The following is a 15,855-nucleotide window of genomic DNA, read 5'->3' as shown; positions in this document are numbered from 1 at the left end:
AAGGTTACCTTAGTACTACTACTTATAAGGTACTAAGGTAATCATAAGACATGGCTTTCATACCGTTGATTTAAGATTTTACCAAGGATACATTGAACCACTCAGGCACCTCATCGGACGAAGTAAAGTACTTGATTTGCATATTTTTAAGGGTTATTTTTTCACTAAAAACCTGTTTGATGGCCAGGTCAGCCACAAATTCTCCTGTCAGTACTACCCCTATTTTTTCAAGCCCAGCCTTGACATATTTTGGAATAATATTTTTTTGATACCACTCCTGCAACTCCGGAACAATGATAAAGTTCAATTTTCTGGCATTGATCAGTAAATATTTGGGTTGGCGCTGTTCTACAAAGGCTGTTGCTCGCTCTGCACTTTCCCGGAAGCCTTGGTTATTCAACCATTTAGACCCCTCCTGCCAATCTACTGACAATACAGCAGGAGATTGTTTATAAAAACTTATATTGTAAGTTTCAGAACTAAACAAAGATTCTAACATCATAATTAGTTGTTTTGGTATGGTGAGTAAAGATCAAGTCCGGTTGAGCGTATGACTTGATAAGAGGCAAGCTTTTTTAGGGGGATTGTACTCAAATAGCTTTTTGGATCAAAAACCCAAGATAGGTTTACATGCATCAATAACTATTATAAGCGCAATAAGTTTAAAATAAAGGAAAAAAAACAGCGTAAGGAAACAAATAAAGAACTGTTGTAACGGTCAATACTCCGCAGTGATTTTAGTCAAAGTTGGTTATCAGTTATTGATGAATTTAAAAACTATTTAATTAGGTGTTTAGGCGTAAAACCGAAACACTTTTAAAAATAAAGTGAGTACGCAATTTTAATATAAAACACTGGTTTACAGCATTTAACAATTAGCTATGGACTATTAAACGGTAGCTTATGAAAATATATGGTATCAGTGGTCTGGGAGCCGATGAAAGGGTGTTTCATTATTTGGACATAGAAGCAGACTTTGAACCCGTTGCCTGGATTACACCACTAAAAGACGAAACCTTGCCAGCCTACGCCCAAAGGCTGGCCGCAGTAATAGATACCAGTCAGCCTTTTGGTTTGCTAGGGGTAAGCTTTGGTGGTATGGTAGCTGTAGAAATCAGCAAAAAACTGTCTCCTAAGGCTACTTGGCTCGTATCGTCGGTAGCCACCCGCACCGAGCTACCCCTGCTGTATAGAATAGCGGGACAATCAGGTATTTTACGCCGATTACCCCCGTGGTTGTTTCGACCACCGGGCTTTGCTTCACGTTACTTCTTTGGTACACAAAACCCTTTGCTTCAACAAATTATAGGCGATACCGACCTCAAGTTTGCCAAGTGGTCGGTCAATCAATTGACTCGCTGGCAAAATATGGAATTGCCTCCCAACCTTATTAGAATTACAGGCAGTAAAGACCGCACATTGCCCGCAACAACTATTGCCAATACCCACGTCATTCCACAGGGAGGGCACTTTATCATTGTAGACCGGGCGCAGGAAGTAAACCAAAAAATCAACGAAAGTATAAACAAACTTTGTTGAGGTAAGTTATCAATGCGTATTCAAACTTGGCATACCTACCAAGTATTTCCACCGAGCAATTATCACTTTTTTAAAAAAATGGCATACAGACTTATCATATTCTTATTGATCAATTTTGCTGCCCTGGCTTTGGGCTCTATGTTTACAGGCAAGGGAGTACCTTCTGAATGGTACATAAATCTTAATAAAGCTCCCTGGACTCCCCCCGGCTGGGTATTTGGAGCTGCCTGGACTACTATTATGGTATGCCTGGCAGTATATATGGCGTATGCCTGGCGGTCAATCCCCGACCGTAAATTGCTGATTGGCTTGTTTGCGCTTCAGTGGGTGCTCAACGTATTGTGGAATCCCGTCTTTTTTGCTATGCACCAGGTAGCCGTAGGTCTCATTGTTATCTCTTTACTGACCGTGTTGGTGGGGTACTTTCTGATAGGTTGGTTTCCTTACCTCAAAGCCAAGGCGTTGTTGGTATTGCCCTATTTTGTATGGTTACTCATTGCCACCTCTCTCAATGCTTATATTTTGTTGAAAAATTAGTGGGAAGTCGTAAAAACCATTGAATGCTTGAAATACAACTAAATAAAACCCTTATGTCGGCACAGGGCACCATGACGCTAGAGGTAGACACTGTGATTGAGCCGGGCAAAATCACTACCTTGTTTGGTGAATCGGGGGCAGGTAAAACCTCCGTGTTGCGCATGCTTGCCGGGTTGCTCAAGCCCGATGGAGGCAACATAGTAGTCCATGGTAAGGTATGGTACAATGCAGCACAAAAAATAGCACTTCAACCCCAACAACGTAGTATTGGCTATGTTTTTCAAGACTATGCCCTGTTTCCTAATATGACAGTGCGTCAAAACCTTGAGTTTGCTTTTGCCAGTAAAAAAATAGCCCGCCAACACCAAACACAGATTGATCAACTGATGGAGCTGGTAGCCCTACAGGCATTACAACACCGCAAACCCCACACGCTCTCTGGTGGTCAATGCCAACGGGTGGCATTGGCTCGTGCCCTTGTTACTCAACCCGACTTGTTGCTGCTCGACGAACCTCTTTCGGCACTTGACCAAACCATGCGACAAAGACTACAGGATTACTTATTGCAACTTCATCAAAAGTTTAGCCCTACTATTTTACTGGTTAGCCACGATGTAGGCGAAATTTTCAAAGTATCACATCAGGTACTTGTACTTGAGCATGGGCGCATTACCCAAAAGGGCACCCCTCGTCAAGTTTTTGCCCAACAACAAATCAGTGGCAAGTTTCAAGTGGTAGGCAAAGTACTCGACATTGTAACCGAAGGGGTAGTGTATATTGTATCGGTATTGGCAGGCAACGAGGTAATAAAAGTAGTAGCCGATGCAAGCGATATCACACAATTGAACCCAGGCGATGAGGTATTGGTAGTAAGCAAAGCTTTTAATCCTTTGATAAAGTCTATAGTAGGGAGTTGATAGTTAGGAGCTTTTACAGTCTTAAGCTTTTAGTCATTAGCTTGCGGCTGCTTTACAAGCAAGCAACCACCTTTATAAGGTGCTGACTTTTAAGTTTTTATGAAATTACCAGAGGGAAGCCGGGAGTTTTTTGTTGTTTTTTTAGTCCTTGTTTGGCTGCACTTTAGTCGACAGCCCAACGCTGTTTCCTTAACGCCTTCCGAGACCTTATGGTAAATAACCATCCTACTATACATTTTGGCTCAAGCTGGCAGTGAAGACACTGCCAGCAGTGCGTCCGCCTCGAGTTGTGTCTCCACAACCGAAAAATGTATAGTAGGATGGTAAATAACTGAAGTCTTCTCCTAAGGTCAGCTTCGCGTGCCAAGGGCTAACCCCCAACAGCTAATCGCCAGATACGCTTTGCACAACCAATCACTAATAGCTTTGTGCGCCAGAAGAGGCAAAGAGCAGCTACCAATCACTGCTCTTTAGGATAAACCCCTCAACCTTCTAAAACTCGTTTGGGGTGCATGCCATTGGTCATGCCCATAAACGGAGGGTGAATGCTATAGCCAAGCATACGCTTAATGTCTTCTGAGACAGCCTTTACCGTATCTTTTGAGATAGATAAGAAAAAGTTTTCTTGGGTGCGCAAATAGGGCTGGCAATATTGACAAGTAATAGCCATTCGCGCGCTTTCTGATTTATTGGCGCCACCGCCATGCCAAAACGTTCCAGGGTAAAATAATACTGATCCCGCTTTCATTACCGCAGGAAATATATCATCTGTTTGCTGAGGCACTCGATCCGTCTCCCATTGATGGCTGTGGGGGATTACTCTAGTAGCACCATTGGTTTCGGTAAAGTCGTCTATTGCCCAAATGGTGGCAGCGCTTAGCTCAGGGCGTGGTCTGGCAATCCTATAAAAACCGTCGTCAGGGTGCAATGCTTGGCTGGCTTCACCTGGCAATATATTGATTACTTGACATTGTGATAATAGGTAGTTTGGGGAAAATATTCGATCCAAAATTGCCATAATTCTAGGGTGGTCTACCAAACGATCAAACGCCCGTGTTTTTTCTAAAGAAGCATACAACCTTTGGGTATACTTTCCCTCAAAAGTGTTGCGCCCCACTGGTCCTAGCAAGCGATTAGCTTCTTGTTTGATGTGGCTGATTTCGGCAGTAGAAAGCACATCGGGTATGATGATATAACCTTTCTCTTCAATAGATTTGATGTCAGAGTCGGTCAACTCTTTCGGGATAACTTCTGAAGCCTTGCTAGTAGTAGCCGCGTACTTTTTTGCCAAATCTTTGCCCTTCGCCAAATTTGGGTCGTTGACTGTCACCGATTTTTTTACCTCATGTTTATTCATATTTCTTAATTTTGATTACAACATTCAGCAGCCTGGTTTGTAAATTGAAATATGATTTTGCCTTATTTAAGGTATGCAATACAAAGTACTTTATAAGTGTATTTCAAAATGCAAAAACATAGGCTGCGATTAACAATTCAAAATTACAGCAATCACAAGAGTTTGCTCTTGACATATATCAAGAATTCTTAGAGGCACGTATTCTACTTAAAGTTTCGGGGGTCATGCCCAGCATAGAGGCTATGTATTGCAGTGGCACTTCGTTGAATATGTTTTTGTACGATTTGAACAAGTAATCGTAGCGTTGTTTGGTGGTCATCGACAAAAACGAATAGACTCTATTTTCTAAGCCAGACATAAACTTCACAATCATTACCTTTTCGTACTCATTCCACCCAGGTATTTTTGTTTTAAGCAATTGATAACTACGGTTAGTTATAGTATATATGGTGGTACCAGACAAAGCTTGGATATTCCATTTGGCGGGTTCGTTTAAAAAAAAACTGGCAATATCTGTCACGAGTTGCCCTTCGCCAAAAATCCAGTGAGTGATTTGCTTATCTTCATTGTATGAATAAAACCTAAAATAGCCTTGGTGTATGTAAGACATTTTTCTACAATATTGCCCCTCCTTCACCAAATAACTCCCTTTAGGCACTTCCTCTTTTGTAAAATATGTCACCACTTCGGGTAACAAGCTTTCAGGAAAGTTTGCCGTATTCTTCAGAAAATATAACAGTGTATCCATGGAGTTTATGGTTATGATGATTTCTAAAATAAAAAGCAAGCCGTTAAGATATATCAGCTTGCTCTCAAATTTATGTAGTTATTTATCCTTTATTTCTTATATACCTTGCCATCTTTCATTACAAAAGTCACTCTTTCTAAGGTTTTGATATTTTTAATGGGATCTTCATCTACAGCAATAATATCGGCATACTTGCCTACCTCCACACTTCCCAAATCTTTGTCTACCCTTAGTAACCGGGCGCTCACTATAGTGGCCGATAGAATGGCTTTCATAGGGGGCATACCTGCGGCTACCATATAGGCAAACTCTTGTCCGTTTTTACCATGTTCCGACACGCCCGTATCTGTACCATAAGCTATTTTTACCCCAGCCTTGTATACTTTTCGAAAGGTTTTTTTTACTTGAGAGCCTATTTTCAAAGCTTTAGGCACAATCACCGCAGGTAACTGTTTTTTTTGAGCCATTTTTACCACGTGCTCGCCTGCCGAAATAGTAGGCACAAAATAAGTTCCGTATTTTTTCATCAACCGAATGCCCTCATCGTCTATCAGGGTGCCATGTTCTATAGAGTTGATTCCCGCCCTAACTGCACGTTTGATGCCCTCAGCACCATGGGCATGGGCGGCAGTTACCAGGTCAAGGTCGTTGGCCGTGGCTACTATAGCTTTTATTTCTTCTTCGGTAAACTGAGGGCGGCTCCCGTCTTTTGCTACACTCAATACTCCACCAGTAGCCGTTATTTTTATCACATCGGCTCCTACCTTGTACTGATACCTCACCGCCTTTCGGCAATCATCCACTCCATTGATTACCCCTTGGGCTGGGCCGGGGTCTCCCATCAGGTCAAGCCTGAAACCATTGGTAGGGTCGGCGTGCCCTCCGGTAGGCCCTATAGCCTTACCTGCCGTAAACACACGGGGGCCTTTTGCCCACCCCGAATTAATGGCTTTGCGCAAAGCAATGTTTACACCACTGCCGCCCAAGTCGCGCACGGTAGTAAAACCTGCCATCAGGGTGCGGTCGGCATATTGTGCCGCTCTAAAAGCCACATCTTCTTTGTTCATTGTAAAACGTTCAGCATAACGATTGGGCTTTAGCTCGCCCTCTAGGTGTACGTGCATATCCATCAACCCTGGCAACACCGTTTTATTTTTCAGGTCAATGACTTGAGCATTTTCAGAGGCTTTTTTATAGCCTTTTTCTACCGATTGTATGCGATTTTTTTCTACAACAATTGTCATTTCTTGCTGTACCTGGTCACGTTTGCCATCGATTAATTGCCCACAGTGAATATAAATAGTTTGAGCGTTGGTTTGCATACTCAGGCACCACAGCACCAGGCAGCTCAAAAATAATTGAGTAAATTTGTTCATAAGCGGTTTTATATAAGAGCTTGTTTTGGATCAAACCTAATTATTTTATGGCATTATTTTCCGCTTCAAGGAAGTTTTTTGAACTTGTAGCTTCTAAGTATTTAGTTTCATGGTGTTTTACTGGCATCCCTCCTTGCCCTTAAAATACACCATTTCTCAGCTTTTATAGTTGGAGTGTTTACTTTGTACCTCAAGTTAAAATGTATTAAATTAGAAATGGGTTTAACAAAATTGTATAACTTACTCAAACAGCACAGCTTCTATAACCATATATTATGTTAAATTAGATACTCATCATGGAAATCAAGCACTACAAAGAAGCCACAAATATTTGGGCAGATTATAAAGAAGGATTACGAAACTATATCCTAAAAAAAGTCAAAGATTCAGATACTGCCAACGAGTTGTCACACGAAGTTTTAATGAAAATATATGGCGCTTGCTGCTCAGGCAATCAAATACGCAATGTGCGGTCATGGCTCTACCAAATAGCCCATAATACCAGCATAGACTATCTAAGAAAACAGCAAAAAACAAGTGCTCCACTGCCAGAGCTCGCCGATGCCCCAGAGGATAATACTTATCAAGAAGCCATAGAGTTGGTCACTCCCCTGCTGATGTTGCTTCCACCCAAATACGCACTGCCCCTCAAACTGGCCGACATTGATGGAGTAAAACAAGCGAACATTGCCCAACAATTGGGCTTAAGCCTTACGGCAACCAAAAGCCGGATTCAACGGGCGCGTAAATTATTAAAGGAATTAATTATGGAGTGTTGCCACATAGAAACTGACCACCAAGGCAACTTGATGGCTTTTGGGGTAAAAAATACCTGTGCACCTTTACAGGCTTATCAGAAGGGTAAAAAAGACATTACCTGTGGTAACAATAGTACGCACCACCATTGCTAAAAAATTCTTGATGAAAAACCTCTGCCTCTTTTTATTTGTATTGCTGCCTCAGGTGTTGATGGCACAACAGCCCCCTGTCATTTGGCTGGAAACCAACCGCCAAAAAGCTGACTATGGGGTGCTAAAAGTAAAAAATTTACCTGAGCAGTTGTTGACAGCTTTGCAACAAAAAAAACCGATTGCCCAAGACTGGAAAAAGTTGTTTCCGGTATACACCGGGGGCAAAAAACCAGCAGATACTGACCAGCCCAGCATTATAGGCGATTATTTTATCAAGCAAACCCTGCTCTGTTTCAAACCTCGCTTTTTTTGGGTAAACGACCTGCACTATTACTGCGAACTTCGCCTACTTGAATTAGCCAGTTTTGTCCAACAAAATCATTTATTTAGCCACTCCAGTGTACCTTACCGTTTTGAGATCGATGCACCACCTTCGCCGGCTACTTTTGTAACCAAGGTATACCCCAGTGCCTCGACATTGCCTGCCAATTTGCTGCGGATGTATGTGTATTTTTCGGCTCCTATGCGGCAAGGTCAAGCCAAAAAGTTTATCAAAATACGAGACGCCAACGGAGCAGAAGTACCCCATGTATTTGTACCCATCAGAGAAGAACTCTGGAACCATAACCGTACCCGACTTACTTTATTTTTTGACCCTGGGCGCATCAAGCGGGGGCTTCGCCCCCACCACGAAGCAGGTACACCGCTCAACCCCGGACAAGTTTATACGCTGGAAATAGATAAAAACTGGCAAGATGCCCAAGGCAGGGAGCTCAAAGCTTCTTTTCAAAAAAGGTTTACTACTACTCAAGCCGATCGCACCCAACCTCACCCTAAAAAATGGGCATTGCAGTTGCCTAAAGGCAATAGTAAAAAGCCACTTGTTATCAATGCATTACACACAATAGACCACGCTTTGGTACAACGCTATTTGTATATAAGCAACGCAGAGGGCCAAGAAGTAAAGGGCAAATGGGGCACTGCCAACACCGAAAAAGAAATCAGGTTTGCTCCCACCCAACAATGGCTGTCAGGCAAATATACTTTATACATAGACACTCGTTTGGAAGATCTGGCAGGCAACAGTGTCCGTCAATTGTTTGATGTAGACACTCAACATACCCAAACGAGCACTAATATAGCAACTACATTAACCATTAACTTTGAAGTTTTTTAAGGTCAGTAGCATGTAACCTTTAGAAAAGCTCCAAGCTTGATTAGAAAGGTGTAAAAAACTAGCGACTGAGACCACAACTCCACTGTATCAGGTGTAGGATATAAAATTAAAGTCATCCGAAATTAAGCTTATAATATAATTAGCTCTTTGGTAAATCTAATTCTCAACACTGGCACCCAACATATAAAATATGGGGGGTGATGACGAAAACCTTGTGTAATGGGTTACGTACAACAAAGCAAATTAACAATCTTTAAATATATAGTTCATGAACATCTTATACGGATTAATTCTGATTGCTTTAGGCATTCTTGCTGCGCCGTCGTTGCTGCTTTCACGACGTCCTGATGCAAAAGAAATTTTAGATAAAATTGCCCCTTATCAAGGGTGGCTAGGGCTCATCTTTTGTGCCTGGGGAATTTGGTCTATCATCAAAACATTTTTGTTTATAAGCTTGCTTAAGTACCATGCCCTATGGTGGTTTACCTGGCTTGCCGGAGGCATTACCGAAGCCGTGCTAGGTTTTATATTAGGCTACGCTGTTATCAACAAGTTGGTGCTCTCTAACAGCGAAGAAGCACAGGAAAAAGGAGAAAGACTTATTGCCCGCTTGCGTCCTATTCAGGGCAAACTTGGGTTAGTCGGTATTGCATTGGGGATTTGGATGATTGTTGCCCGATTATTGTTTTATTAAAAAAAATCGCCTTTCTTTCTTGTACAAAAAACAGCAAAATACCACATTTTGCTGTTTTTTGCTTAAGCAATATCCATTTCAAACCAATGTGCAGGTATTGATACATAATGAAAGCTTGGTAAAGCACTCGTTTTTTACTTATTTGAACACTTGCTACACTGATTGTAAACTACACAACACCTTTTGAGTACAATGAAAAAAAACTACTGGATACTTTTTCTGTTAACGGCTATACAGCCTGTTGTCACCAGCGCACAAACACCCCACAATTCTACCAAAATAAACTTTATTGCTTATTGGGCAAAAGGCGATGTATATAGGTTTAGAGTAACCAAAACCAAAAAAAAATGGGAAAAAGATCAATTGATCAAAGACCAAAAAAATGCCTACATTGCCCGTTTTGAGGTGATAGACTCCACCGAAAAAGGCTATAAAATTAAGTGGAGTTATAAAAACAATTTGTCAAAACAACTCTCTATCCCTCAAGAGCTACGAGATAAATTTACCAAGTACAAATTCTTAGATGTGATTTATACTACCAATGAATATGGTGAGTTTCAAGGCATTGAAAACTGGCGGGAGATAAGCAAAATGATGGAAGAGATGATGCAAGAAATCATCAAAGTAGCAGGCGCCAAACTGAGCACCGATGCCAACATTCAATTGAAAAAAATAATGACTCCTTTTTTGGTGATGTACAAGTCAAAGCAAGGGCTCGAACAACAGGTATTTAAAGAACTGGCCTTCATTCACTCCCCTTTTGGGGCACAGTATAATGTAGTTGATAGTGTACAATATGAAGACCAACTCCCTAACCTGTTTGGGGGGGCTCCTATAAAAGCGGACGCTAGCTTATACTTTCAATCGGTAGATACCGCCCAACAACGCTGTATCATGGTACAACAGCTCAAACTCAACCCTAAAGATGCGATGCAAATGATGACTAATCTTTTAAAAAAGATGGGCTTAACTGCCGATAAGGCAAAGAATATACTAAAAAATGCCCAAATCGACATCCGTGACCATTGCAAAATGGAGTTTTATTATTACCCAGGAATCCCCATAAAAATTACTAGCCAACGAGATGCTATCGTGCATATGCAAGACTTCCAAGGGCGTCAACGCGATATTGTTACTATAGAACTTATCACAGATTGACCTCATGACATACACCTACCTTCTTCATTTCCCTTTTTGCCCTCTTATACCAAGTCTGATTGAAAACCCATACAAACTTCACTTGTAGTGGTCTTTTTTGGCAAGACCAAGTTCTTCGCTATCGTTACCCGTTCTCTTGGTCAGCTGCGCTTAAGACCAAGAGGAGGGGACAAGCTTGGTGATGGCTTTTAGATATAGACATACATTAGTGTAAGGGTAATGGCAACGATTTGGTATTAGCCTTTTTTTATAAGGCTGTTGGTCAAGCTTGTGGGCGACAATGTGCTGCCATTTTCAAACACCACAACAACTTGCTTCGAAGGATTTAGAAACTCAGCAAAGCTGTACACAAGTTCCCCCCTGGAAAATAAGCATCCTATGAATTTATTAGTTGCCTGTAGAACAAGGTACACCTAGAACCTTGTCGAAGCTTCTAACTACGCTTTTTGTAAGCTGCTGAAAATCAAAGTGATATAAAAGTGTAGTTACTTGTGGAACAGGGTCTAGCACCGATATTCATCGGTATCTAAGGACTTGCGACTTGTCGCTTAAAGCTTGCCCCCTGTCGGGGCTTTTAACTACAGCATTTTTCAAAAATATAAGAGTCTGCTGTTTTGGTATACCCTACACCTTTACCCAGCTTTAACAGGTATTCAATAGAGAGGTCTAAGTCTTTTTTGGGACAAAAGTACTCACCCAGTGTACGCTCGTCAATTCTATGTTTCCCCTTGCTTGACTTTACTACACCAACCAGCTGGAAATCTGGGTCTAACGCTGCAATTCCTGCATCTGCATGGCTGTTGTTTACCAGCAAATGTCCCCCTTTTTTTAAGTACTTTTTACACGCTTGCGATATAGGTCCAGCATATTGAGACACCAGTAAATCAACTGTCTCTTCCTGTATATCAATAGGTTTGAAATAGTCTTGCCCAAAAAAGTCAAGCACTGTGTCTTCTGAATAAATCTTGTTTTTACCGATCAACCCCATCACATCTTCTTTATTGGCGAAGAACTTTTTTGCGGCTTTGTCAGCGTCTACATAATATGCCTTGGGAATAATAAAGGATGGAGTAATATGAACAAAACTTCCAGGGTATAAAACAACTTTTATTTGATACTTATCGGCTAGTAATTCAAAAAGATCCGCTTTTTCAAACTGTCGGTCTACATAATACTTGTTGTAGAGGTCAAGGTGGTTTTTCATATTCAGGTTACTACTTTGGATATTTTATGTTTGATAAATGGCTAAACAATCAGTCTGACAGGGCTCACTCAGAAGTAATGCCTCAACTGCTTACCACCCCCACAAGTCTATTTGTCAGGGTGGTAGTTGTTTTAGCAGCTTATTTTATTTACCCGACGCTCATGACGCCCTCCCTCAAAACTTTCGTTTAAAAACGTTTCTACCATATTCTTGGCAAGGGCAAGGTCTACAAAACGTGCTGGAATACACAACACATTGGCGTTGTTATGCTGACGAGCCAAAGCAGCAAGCTCGGTTTGCCAACACAAGGCAGCTCTTACACTTTGGTATTTGTTGGCAGTCATTGCTACCCCATTGCCACTACCACAAATCAATATACCCAGGTCGGCTTCTTTAGCGTCTACTTTTTTGGCTACCGGGTGCACAAAATCAGGATAGTCTACCGACTCTTCGCTAAAGGGACCAAAATCCTCTACTGCCACACCTTTGTCTTTCAAAAGTGCCACTACTGCTTCTTTATAGGCAAATCCGGCGTGATCGCCACCAATGGCTATTTTCATTTTTTTTCAGAAAGTTTAAAGTTTTAAAACCAGTTTGCGCAAAAGTACATGAATTAGTTTGTAGTCCATAAATAATGACTTATCCAGACTTAAAAGTTTTTTTGTTGCCTGGCTGGGCTACTTCGCTTTGGTTTCAATAGGCGCAAATATGTGACAGTTCACTGAAGCAAAATTTGCTTAGTAACTGAAGTTACGCTGACCTACTTATTTTGAGGGTTATATGGCTTTATTACTCAATGGTTGGGCTACGCATTGCGCAACAATATAGCCATTTAACAATAGAAACATGTGACCTTCAGAAAACTGCGTAACTTGAGTTAGTAAAACAACCCAAGTCGAATTTAGCTACGAGGACACGCCAAGAAGATATGCTATATAGCAAAACTCCCCTTAAAATTGGTGGTGATAAATTGGTACCGTATGACAATTATAGAACTTGCCTGCTTAAGCGAATCCATCATCAAAAACCTTCCATTTTTTAAAAAAGTAAGTGAAAACACCTATTTTATCTATTTAAAATCTAATTAACCAAACCTTTCGCAACTAAGATTTTCTTTCCGGCAAAAAAAACGTTATATTTACTTTTTCATAGGCTACATCTTATCACTCCATACATCAAACATTCTGGTTAATTCCTCATGTTGCTGAGCCATCAAATAGTTTAGATAACTTTTCAGGTTGTTCAATTGATCGTATGTTTAAGAAATATACTATGCCTGAGAAGCATTTCAAAAGATGTATCTGTACAGATAAGATCTCTTTCTTTGCAATTATTTTTTTGCAATGCATCCAAACTTAAATTTTTTATAAACTCTAACATTCATTTATGGGTAGATCTCAAGAAACATTTGGTAAAAAAGAAGTAAGAAACAAAAAAGAGCGTAAAAGAAAAGAAAAAGCACAGAAGCGACTGGCTAAAAAAGAAAAAGAGAAGTCTTCAAAATTGGAAGACATGATTGCTTATGTGGATGAGTTTGGTAACATTACCAACACGCCACCCGATCCTGAGCAAAAGAAGGAAGAAATAAATGCCGAAGATATTGAAATTGGAGTACCTAAGCACAACGAGGAAGACGAAGATCCGGTAAGAAAGGGAATTGTGACTTATTTTAACGATGACAAAGGGTACGGCTTTATTAAGGACTCAAAAACCAAGGAGAAAATCTTTGTGCACATCAACAATGTACTAGAAGACATTAAAGAAAACAACGTAGTGACCTATGAAGTAGTAATGGGACAAAAAGGCCCTGCAGCTACCGAAGTAAAAGTATTCAAGTAACAGTCGCTCGTTCATGAGGAAATGAACCTGTAAAAACACTGACTCTTGTCAAAAGGAGTCAGTGTTTTGCACTTAAGGAATTGTTCAAAAATAAATTTACACTCTGAGGGGTGATTTTTCGCCTTGATACTTCGTTATTTTTATTGCCCGTAGCGCTGCTATGGGCGCAAAAAATAGCCTCGTCTCAAAACAAAACCTCTACCTCAAGAATGGTAATTTAATTTCTCACCATTCCTAAAAAAGGCCACAAAATAAATTCACCTCAAAAAAACATGATTTAAGACAAACACTACCACCAGGTTTTTATAAAAAAATAGTACTTTTAGGCAAAACAAACTATTCAACTTATGGCTCTGACTCATTTAGCCACCAAATGTGGCATTTCTACCAACCAACTCCAGCAATTGCTCAAAGGAAAAGTATCGGCATCTATTAGTAGCAAACTTGGGGTGTCGGCAAACGCACTACAGGCTTTTATCAATGGACAAGGCAGCCCAGCGCTTGCCAACAAACTTGGCATGAGTTCAATTGCCCTAAAAGAACTCAGGCAAACACTTGATAAACAAGGTGCTGTAGGTTTGTTGATAGGTTTGCTCACTCCTTTTACTGCTGCCACACCATAAATACAAAGCAAGGTCGTTAAATAGCCACCCAGCACTCTTTTTTTCAGGTATAATACTGCCATTATTTACTTGACATACAGTCCTCAAAATGAATGACAAACAAAGTAGAAAAAAATAAGTTTGGTCAATACTTTACTCCAGAGGCAGTGGTTGACTTTATGATCTCACTGACTGACGCTCCTTCCGATGCACAAGTGTTGGAACCTTCGTGTGGAGCGGGCATTTTTATGGAACGCTTACAAAAAAAAGGCTTTTATAACCTCACAGCTTATGAAATAGACCCCAGCCTTGCCCATGGGTTTGACGGGGTACAGTACCAAAGCTTTGTAACTGCCCATATTACCCAAAAATTTGACCTGGTGATAGGTAACCCTCCTTATATTCGCTGGAAAAACCTGGAACCTGCACTTAAAGAAGAACTGGCGGCTCATCCACTGTGGCAAACATATTTTAACCGTCTTTGCGATTATCTGTTTATTTTCATTCTTAAATCTATAGAAGTCCTCAACGACCAGGGGCAACTTATTTTTATATGCCCTGAATACTGGCTCAATACTACCCATTCGCTGAGCTTGCGTAATTACATGGTACAAAATGGTTGTTTTGAACAAATCTACCATTTCAACGAAACCCCTATTTTTGATAATGCCAGTGTATCGGTCATTGTATTTAAATACATCAAAACCCAAAGCAGGGGAAAATCAACCATACAAGTAACAAAATATCACAAAAGCAAAAGGCTCACCTCCGAAATATTGACCACGCTTCGCCACCACAACTCACCACCCCAAGGCATAGAAAAATTTGAGGTAGCACAGTTTAAACAAAACCAACGCTGGTTGCTTGCTCCCCCGCGCGAACTGACCGTCATCCAAGCATTTGAACAAGCTTGTACTCCTACCCAAGCCCACTCATACCCTATTATAGGTGAAATATGTCACATAGGCAATGGAATGGTGAGCGGCTTGGACAAGGCTTTTCAATTGCCCGCTTCTCAAGTACTTACTACAAACGAAGCAGCCCATGTGTTGCCTGTGATCAAAGCAAAACAACTGGCACAATATCGTTACGAAACAACTACCCCTTATTTGTTTGTCAACCATATTCAGTCAGAAACCGTACTCAGAAAAGATTTCCCCCACTTTTTTGCCCACCTCCAACCCTACAAAAACCAACTGGTGCAACGCTATCAATACAATAGACACATTCCTTATTGGTGTTGGGCATTTTTGCGTAGCTACCGCCTCTTTAGTTTGCCAGTGGCTCGCTTGTTTGTGCCTTGTAAAGAACGCATTTCCAACAAAAATCACTTTAGGTTTAGCTGGGTGCCTGCCGGGGTTTTTCCCACTCAAGATGTCACCGCCTTGTTTATCAAAGACGGGGTACAAGAAAGTATTTACTATGTGCTGGCTTTTTTGAACAGCCCCCAGGTATTTGCCTGGCTACGTCACAAAGGCATTGTTAAAGGTAGTATTGTGGAGTTTTCAGAAAAACCACTGTCAAGCATCCCCTTTCGGGCAATAGACTGGCAAAAACCCACCGAAGTACAGCTCCACCAACAGATTGTGGCTGAATGTCAGGCGTACATTATACAACCACAACCTGCCTTGCTTGCCAACATAGAAGGCTTGTTTCACAGGTTATTTGCTATGCCCCAATAAATTTAGGGTGACAAAAGTGTATGGAGCTGTAGGTTTTTTTATAATTTTGAGGATTCATAAAATTATATAGCATCAAGTACAATGAACTACCTTTCAGTTGAGAATTAAGCAAGT

Annotated in this window: 16 protein-coding genes; 10 read left to right on the top strand and 6 right to left on the bottom strand. The window is 40.9% G+C overall.

Annotation, left to right across the window (positions count from 1 at the left end):
• Positions 1-70 precede the first annotated feature (70 nt).
• Positions 71-502, bottom strand: coding sequence for a hypothetical protein (locus M23134_RS19940; RefSeq protein WP_045113951.1), 432 nt, complete (start codon positions 500-502; stop codon positions 71-73).
• Between the two features lie 401 nt (positions 503-903).
• Here M23134_RS19940 and M23134_RS19935 point away from each other — a divergent pair, with 401 nt between their 5' ends.
• The 3 genes from M23134_RS19935 to M23134_RS19925 all read left to right on the top strand — a co-directional run bounded on the left by M23134_RS19935 (position 904) and on the right by M23134_RS19925 (position 2,993).
• Entirely contained in the window at positions 904-1,539 is a 636-nt protein-coding gene (locus tag M23134_RS19935) for an alpha/beta fold hydrolase (protein ID WP_002699185.1), read from the top strand.
• 78 nt (positions 1,540-1,617) lie between these two features.
• Positions 1,618-2,076 carry a TspO/MBR family protein gene (locus tag M23134_RS19930; protein ID WP_045113974.1) on the top strand — a complete coding sequence of 153 codons (459 nt, stop codon included), beginning with the start codon at positions 1,618-1,620 and terminating at the stop codon, positions 2,074-2,076.
• A gap of 23 nt (positions 2,077-2,099) precedes the next feature.
• Positions 2,100-2,993: an ATP-binding cassette domain-containing protein gene (locus M23134_RS19925; protein ID WP_002699183.1), complete on the top strand. Its 894-nt coding sequence runs from the start codon at positions 2,100-2,102 to the stop codon at positions 2,991-2,993.
• Positions 2,994-3,477: 484 nt separating this feature from the next.
• Here the strand turns inward: M23134_RS19925 and M23134_RS19920 are convergent, their stop codons facing one another.
• From M23134_RS19920 to M23134_RS19910, 3 genes are all read right to left on the bottom strand, one after another.
• Entirely contained in the window at positions 3,478-4,350 is an 873-nt protein-coding gene (locus M23134_RS19920) for a phytanoyl-CoA dioxygenase family protein (protein ID WP_002699182.1), read from the bottom strand.
• 178 nt (positions 4,351-4,528) lie between these two features.
• Positions 4,529-5,098 (bottom strand): Crp/Fnr family transcriptional regulator, encoded by a 570-nt coding sequence (locus tag M23134_RS19915; RefSeq protein WP_002699181.1) that lies wholly within the window; start codon positions 5,096-5,098, stop codon positions 4,529-4,531.
• Between the two features lie 89 nt (positions 5,099-5,187).
• A complete protein-coding gene (locus tag M23134_RS19910; RefSeq protein ID WP_002699180.1) occupies positions 5,188-6,474 on the bottom strand; it encodes a metal-dependent hydrolase family protein in 1,287 nt (428 codons plus the stop codon).
• A gap of 296 nt (positions 6,475-6,770) precedes the next feature.
• Between M23134_RS19910 and M23134_RS19905 the strand changes: the two genes are divergently transcribed.
• The 4 genes from M23134_RS19905 (at position 6,771) to M23134_RS19890 (ending at position 10,414) form a co-directional block, all read left to right on the top strand.
• On the top strand, positions 6,771-7,385 hold the full coding sequence (locus tag M23134_RS19905) for a sigma-70 family RNA polymerase sigma factor (protein ID WP_002699177.1): 615 nt from the start codon (positions 6,771-6,773) through the stop codon (positions 7,383-7,385).
• Entirely contained in the window at positions 7,354-8,562 is a 1,209-nt protein-coding gene (locus M23134_RS38535; protein ID WP_157558559.1) for a hypothetical protein, read from the top strand. Before M23134_RS19905 ends, M23134_RS38535 begins: the two co-directional genes overlap by 32 nt.
• Positions 8,563-8,830: 268 nt before the next feature.
• A complete protein-coding gene (locus tag M23134_RS19895; protein ID WP_002699172.1) occupies positions 8,831-9,256 on the top strand; it encodes a hypothetical protein in 426 nt (141 codons plus the stop codon).
• Between the two features lie 192 nt (positions 9,257-9,448).
• Positions 9,449-10,414, top strand: coding sequence for a hypothetical protein (locus M23134_RS19890; RefSeq protein ID WP_002699169.1), 966 nt, complete (start codon positions 9,449-9,451; stop codon positions 10,412-10,414).
• Between the two features lie 574 nt (positions 10,415-10,988).
• Here M23134_RS19890 and M23134_RS19885 read toward each other — a convergent pair.
• The gene (locus M23134_RS19885; protein ID WP_002699165.1) at positions 10,989-11,618 is read right to left on the bottom strand and encodes a hypothetical protein; all 630 of its coding nucleotides are present in this window, start codon (positions 11,616-11,618) and stop codon (positions 10,989-10,991) included.
• Positions 11,619-11,749: 131 nt separating this feature from the next.
• Entirely contained in the window at positions 11,750-12,178 is a 429-nt protein-coding gene (gene rpiB, locus M23134_RS19880; RefSeq protein ID WP_002699163.1) for a ribose 5-phosphate isomerase B, read from the bottom strand.
• An 826-nt stretch (positions 12,179-13,004) separates the two neighbouring features.
• Here rpiB and M23134_RS19875 point away from each other — a divergent pair.
• The 3 genes from M23134_RS19875 (at position 13,005) to M23134_RS19865 (ending at position 15,741) form a co-directional block, all read left to right on the top strand.
• Positions 13,005-13,457, top strand: coding sequence for a cold-shock protein (locus tag M23134_RS19875; RefSeq protein WP_002699160.1), 453 nt, complete (start codon positions 13,005-13,007; stop codon positions 13,455-13,457).
• Between the two features lie 347 nt (positions 13,458-13,804).
• Positions 13,805-14,080 (top strand): hypothetical protein, encoded by a 276-nt coding sequence (locus M23134_RS19870; protein WP_002699158.1) that lies wholly within the window; start codon positions 13,805-13,807, stop codon positions 14,078-14,080.
• Positions 14,081-14,172: 92 nt separating this feature from the next.
• The gene (locus tag M23134_RS19865) at positions 14,173-15,741 is read left to right on the top strand and encodes an Eco57I restriction-modification methylase domain-containing protein (protein WP_002699156.1); all 1,569 of its coding nucleotides are present in this window, start codon (positions 14,173-14,175) and stop codon (positions 15,739-15,741) included.
• Positions 15,742-15,855 lie beyond the last annotated feature (114 nt).

The organism is Microscilla marina ATCC 23134 (assembly GCF_000169175.1).
Lineage (GTDB): Bacteria > Bacteroidota > Bacteroidia > Cytophagales > Microscillaceae > Microscilla > Microscilla marina.
Note: the sequence above shows the minus strand (reverse complement) of the source record. Positions and strands in the feature narration are given on the sequence as shown.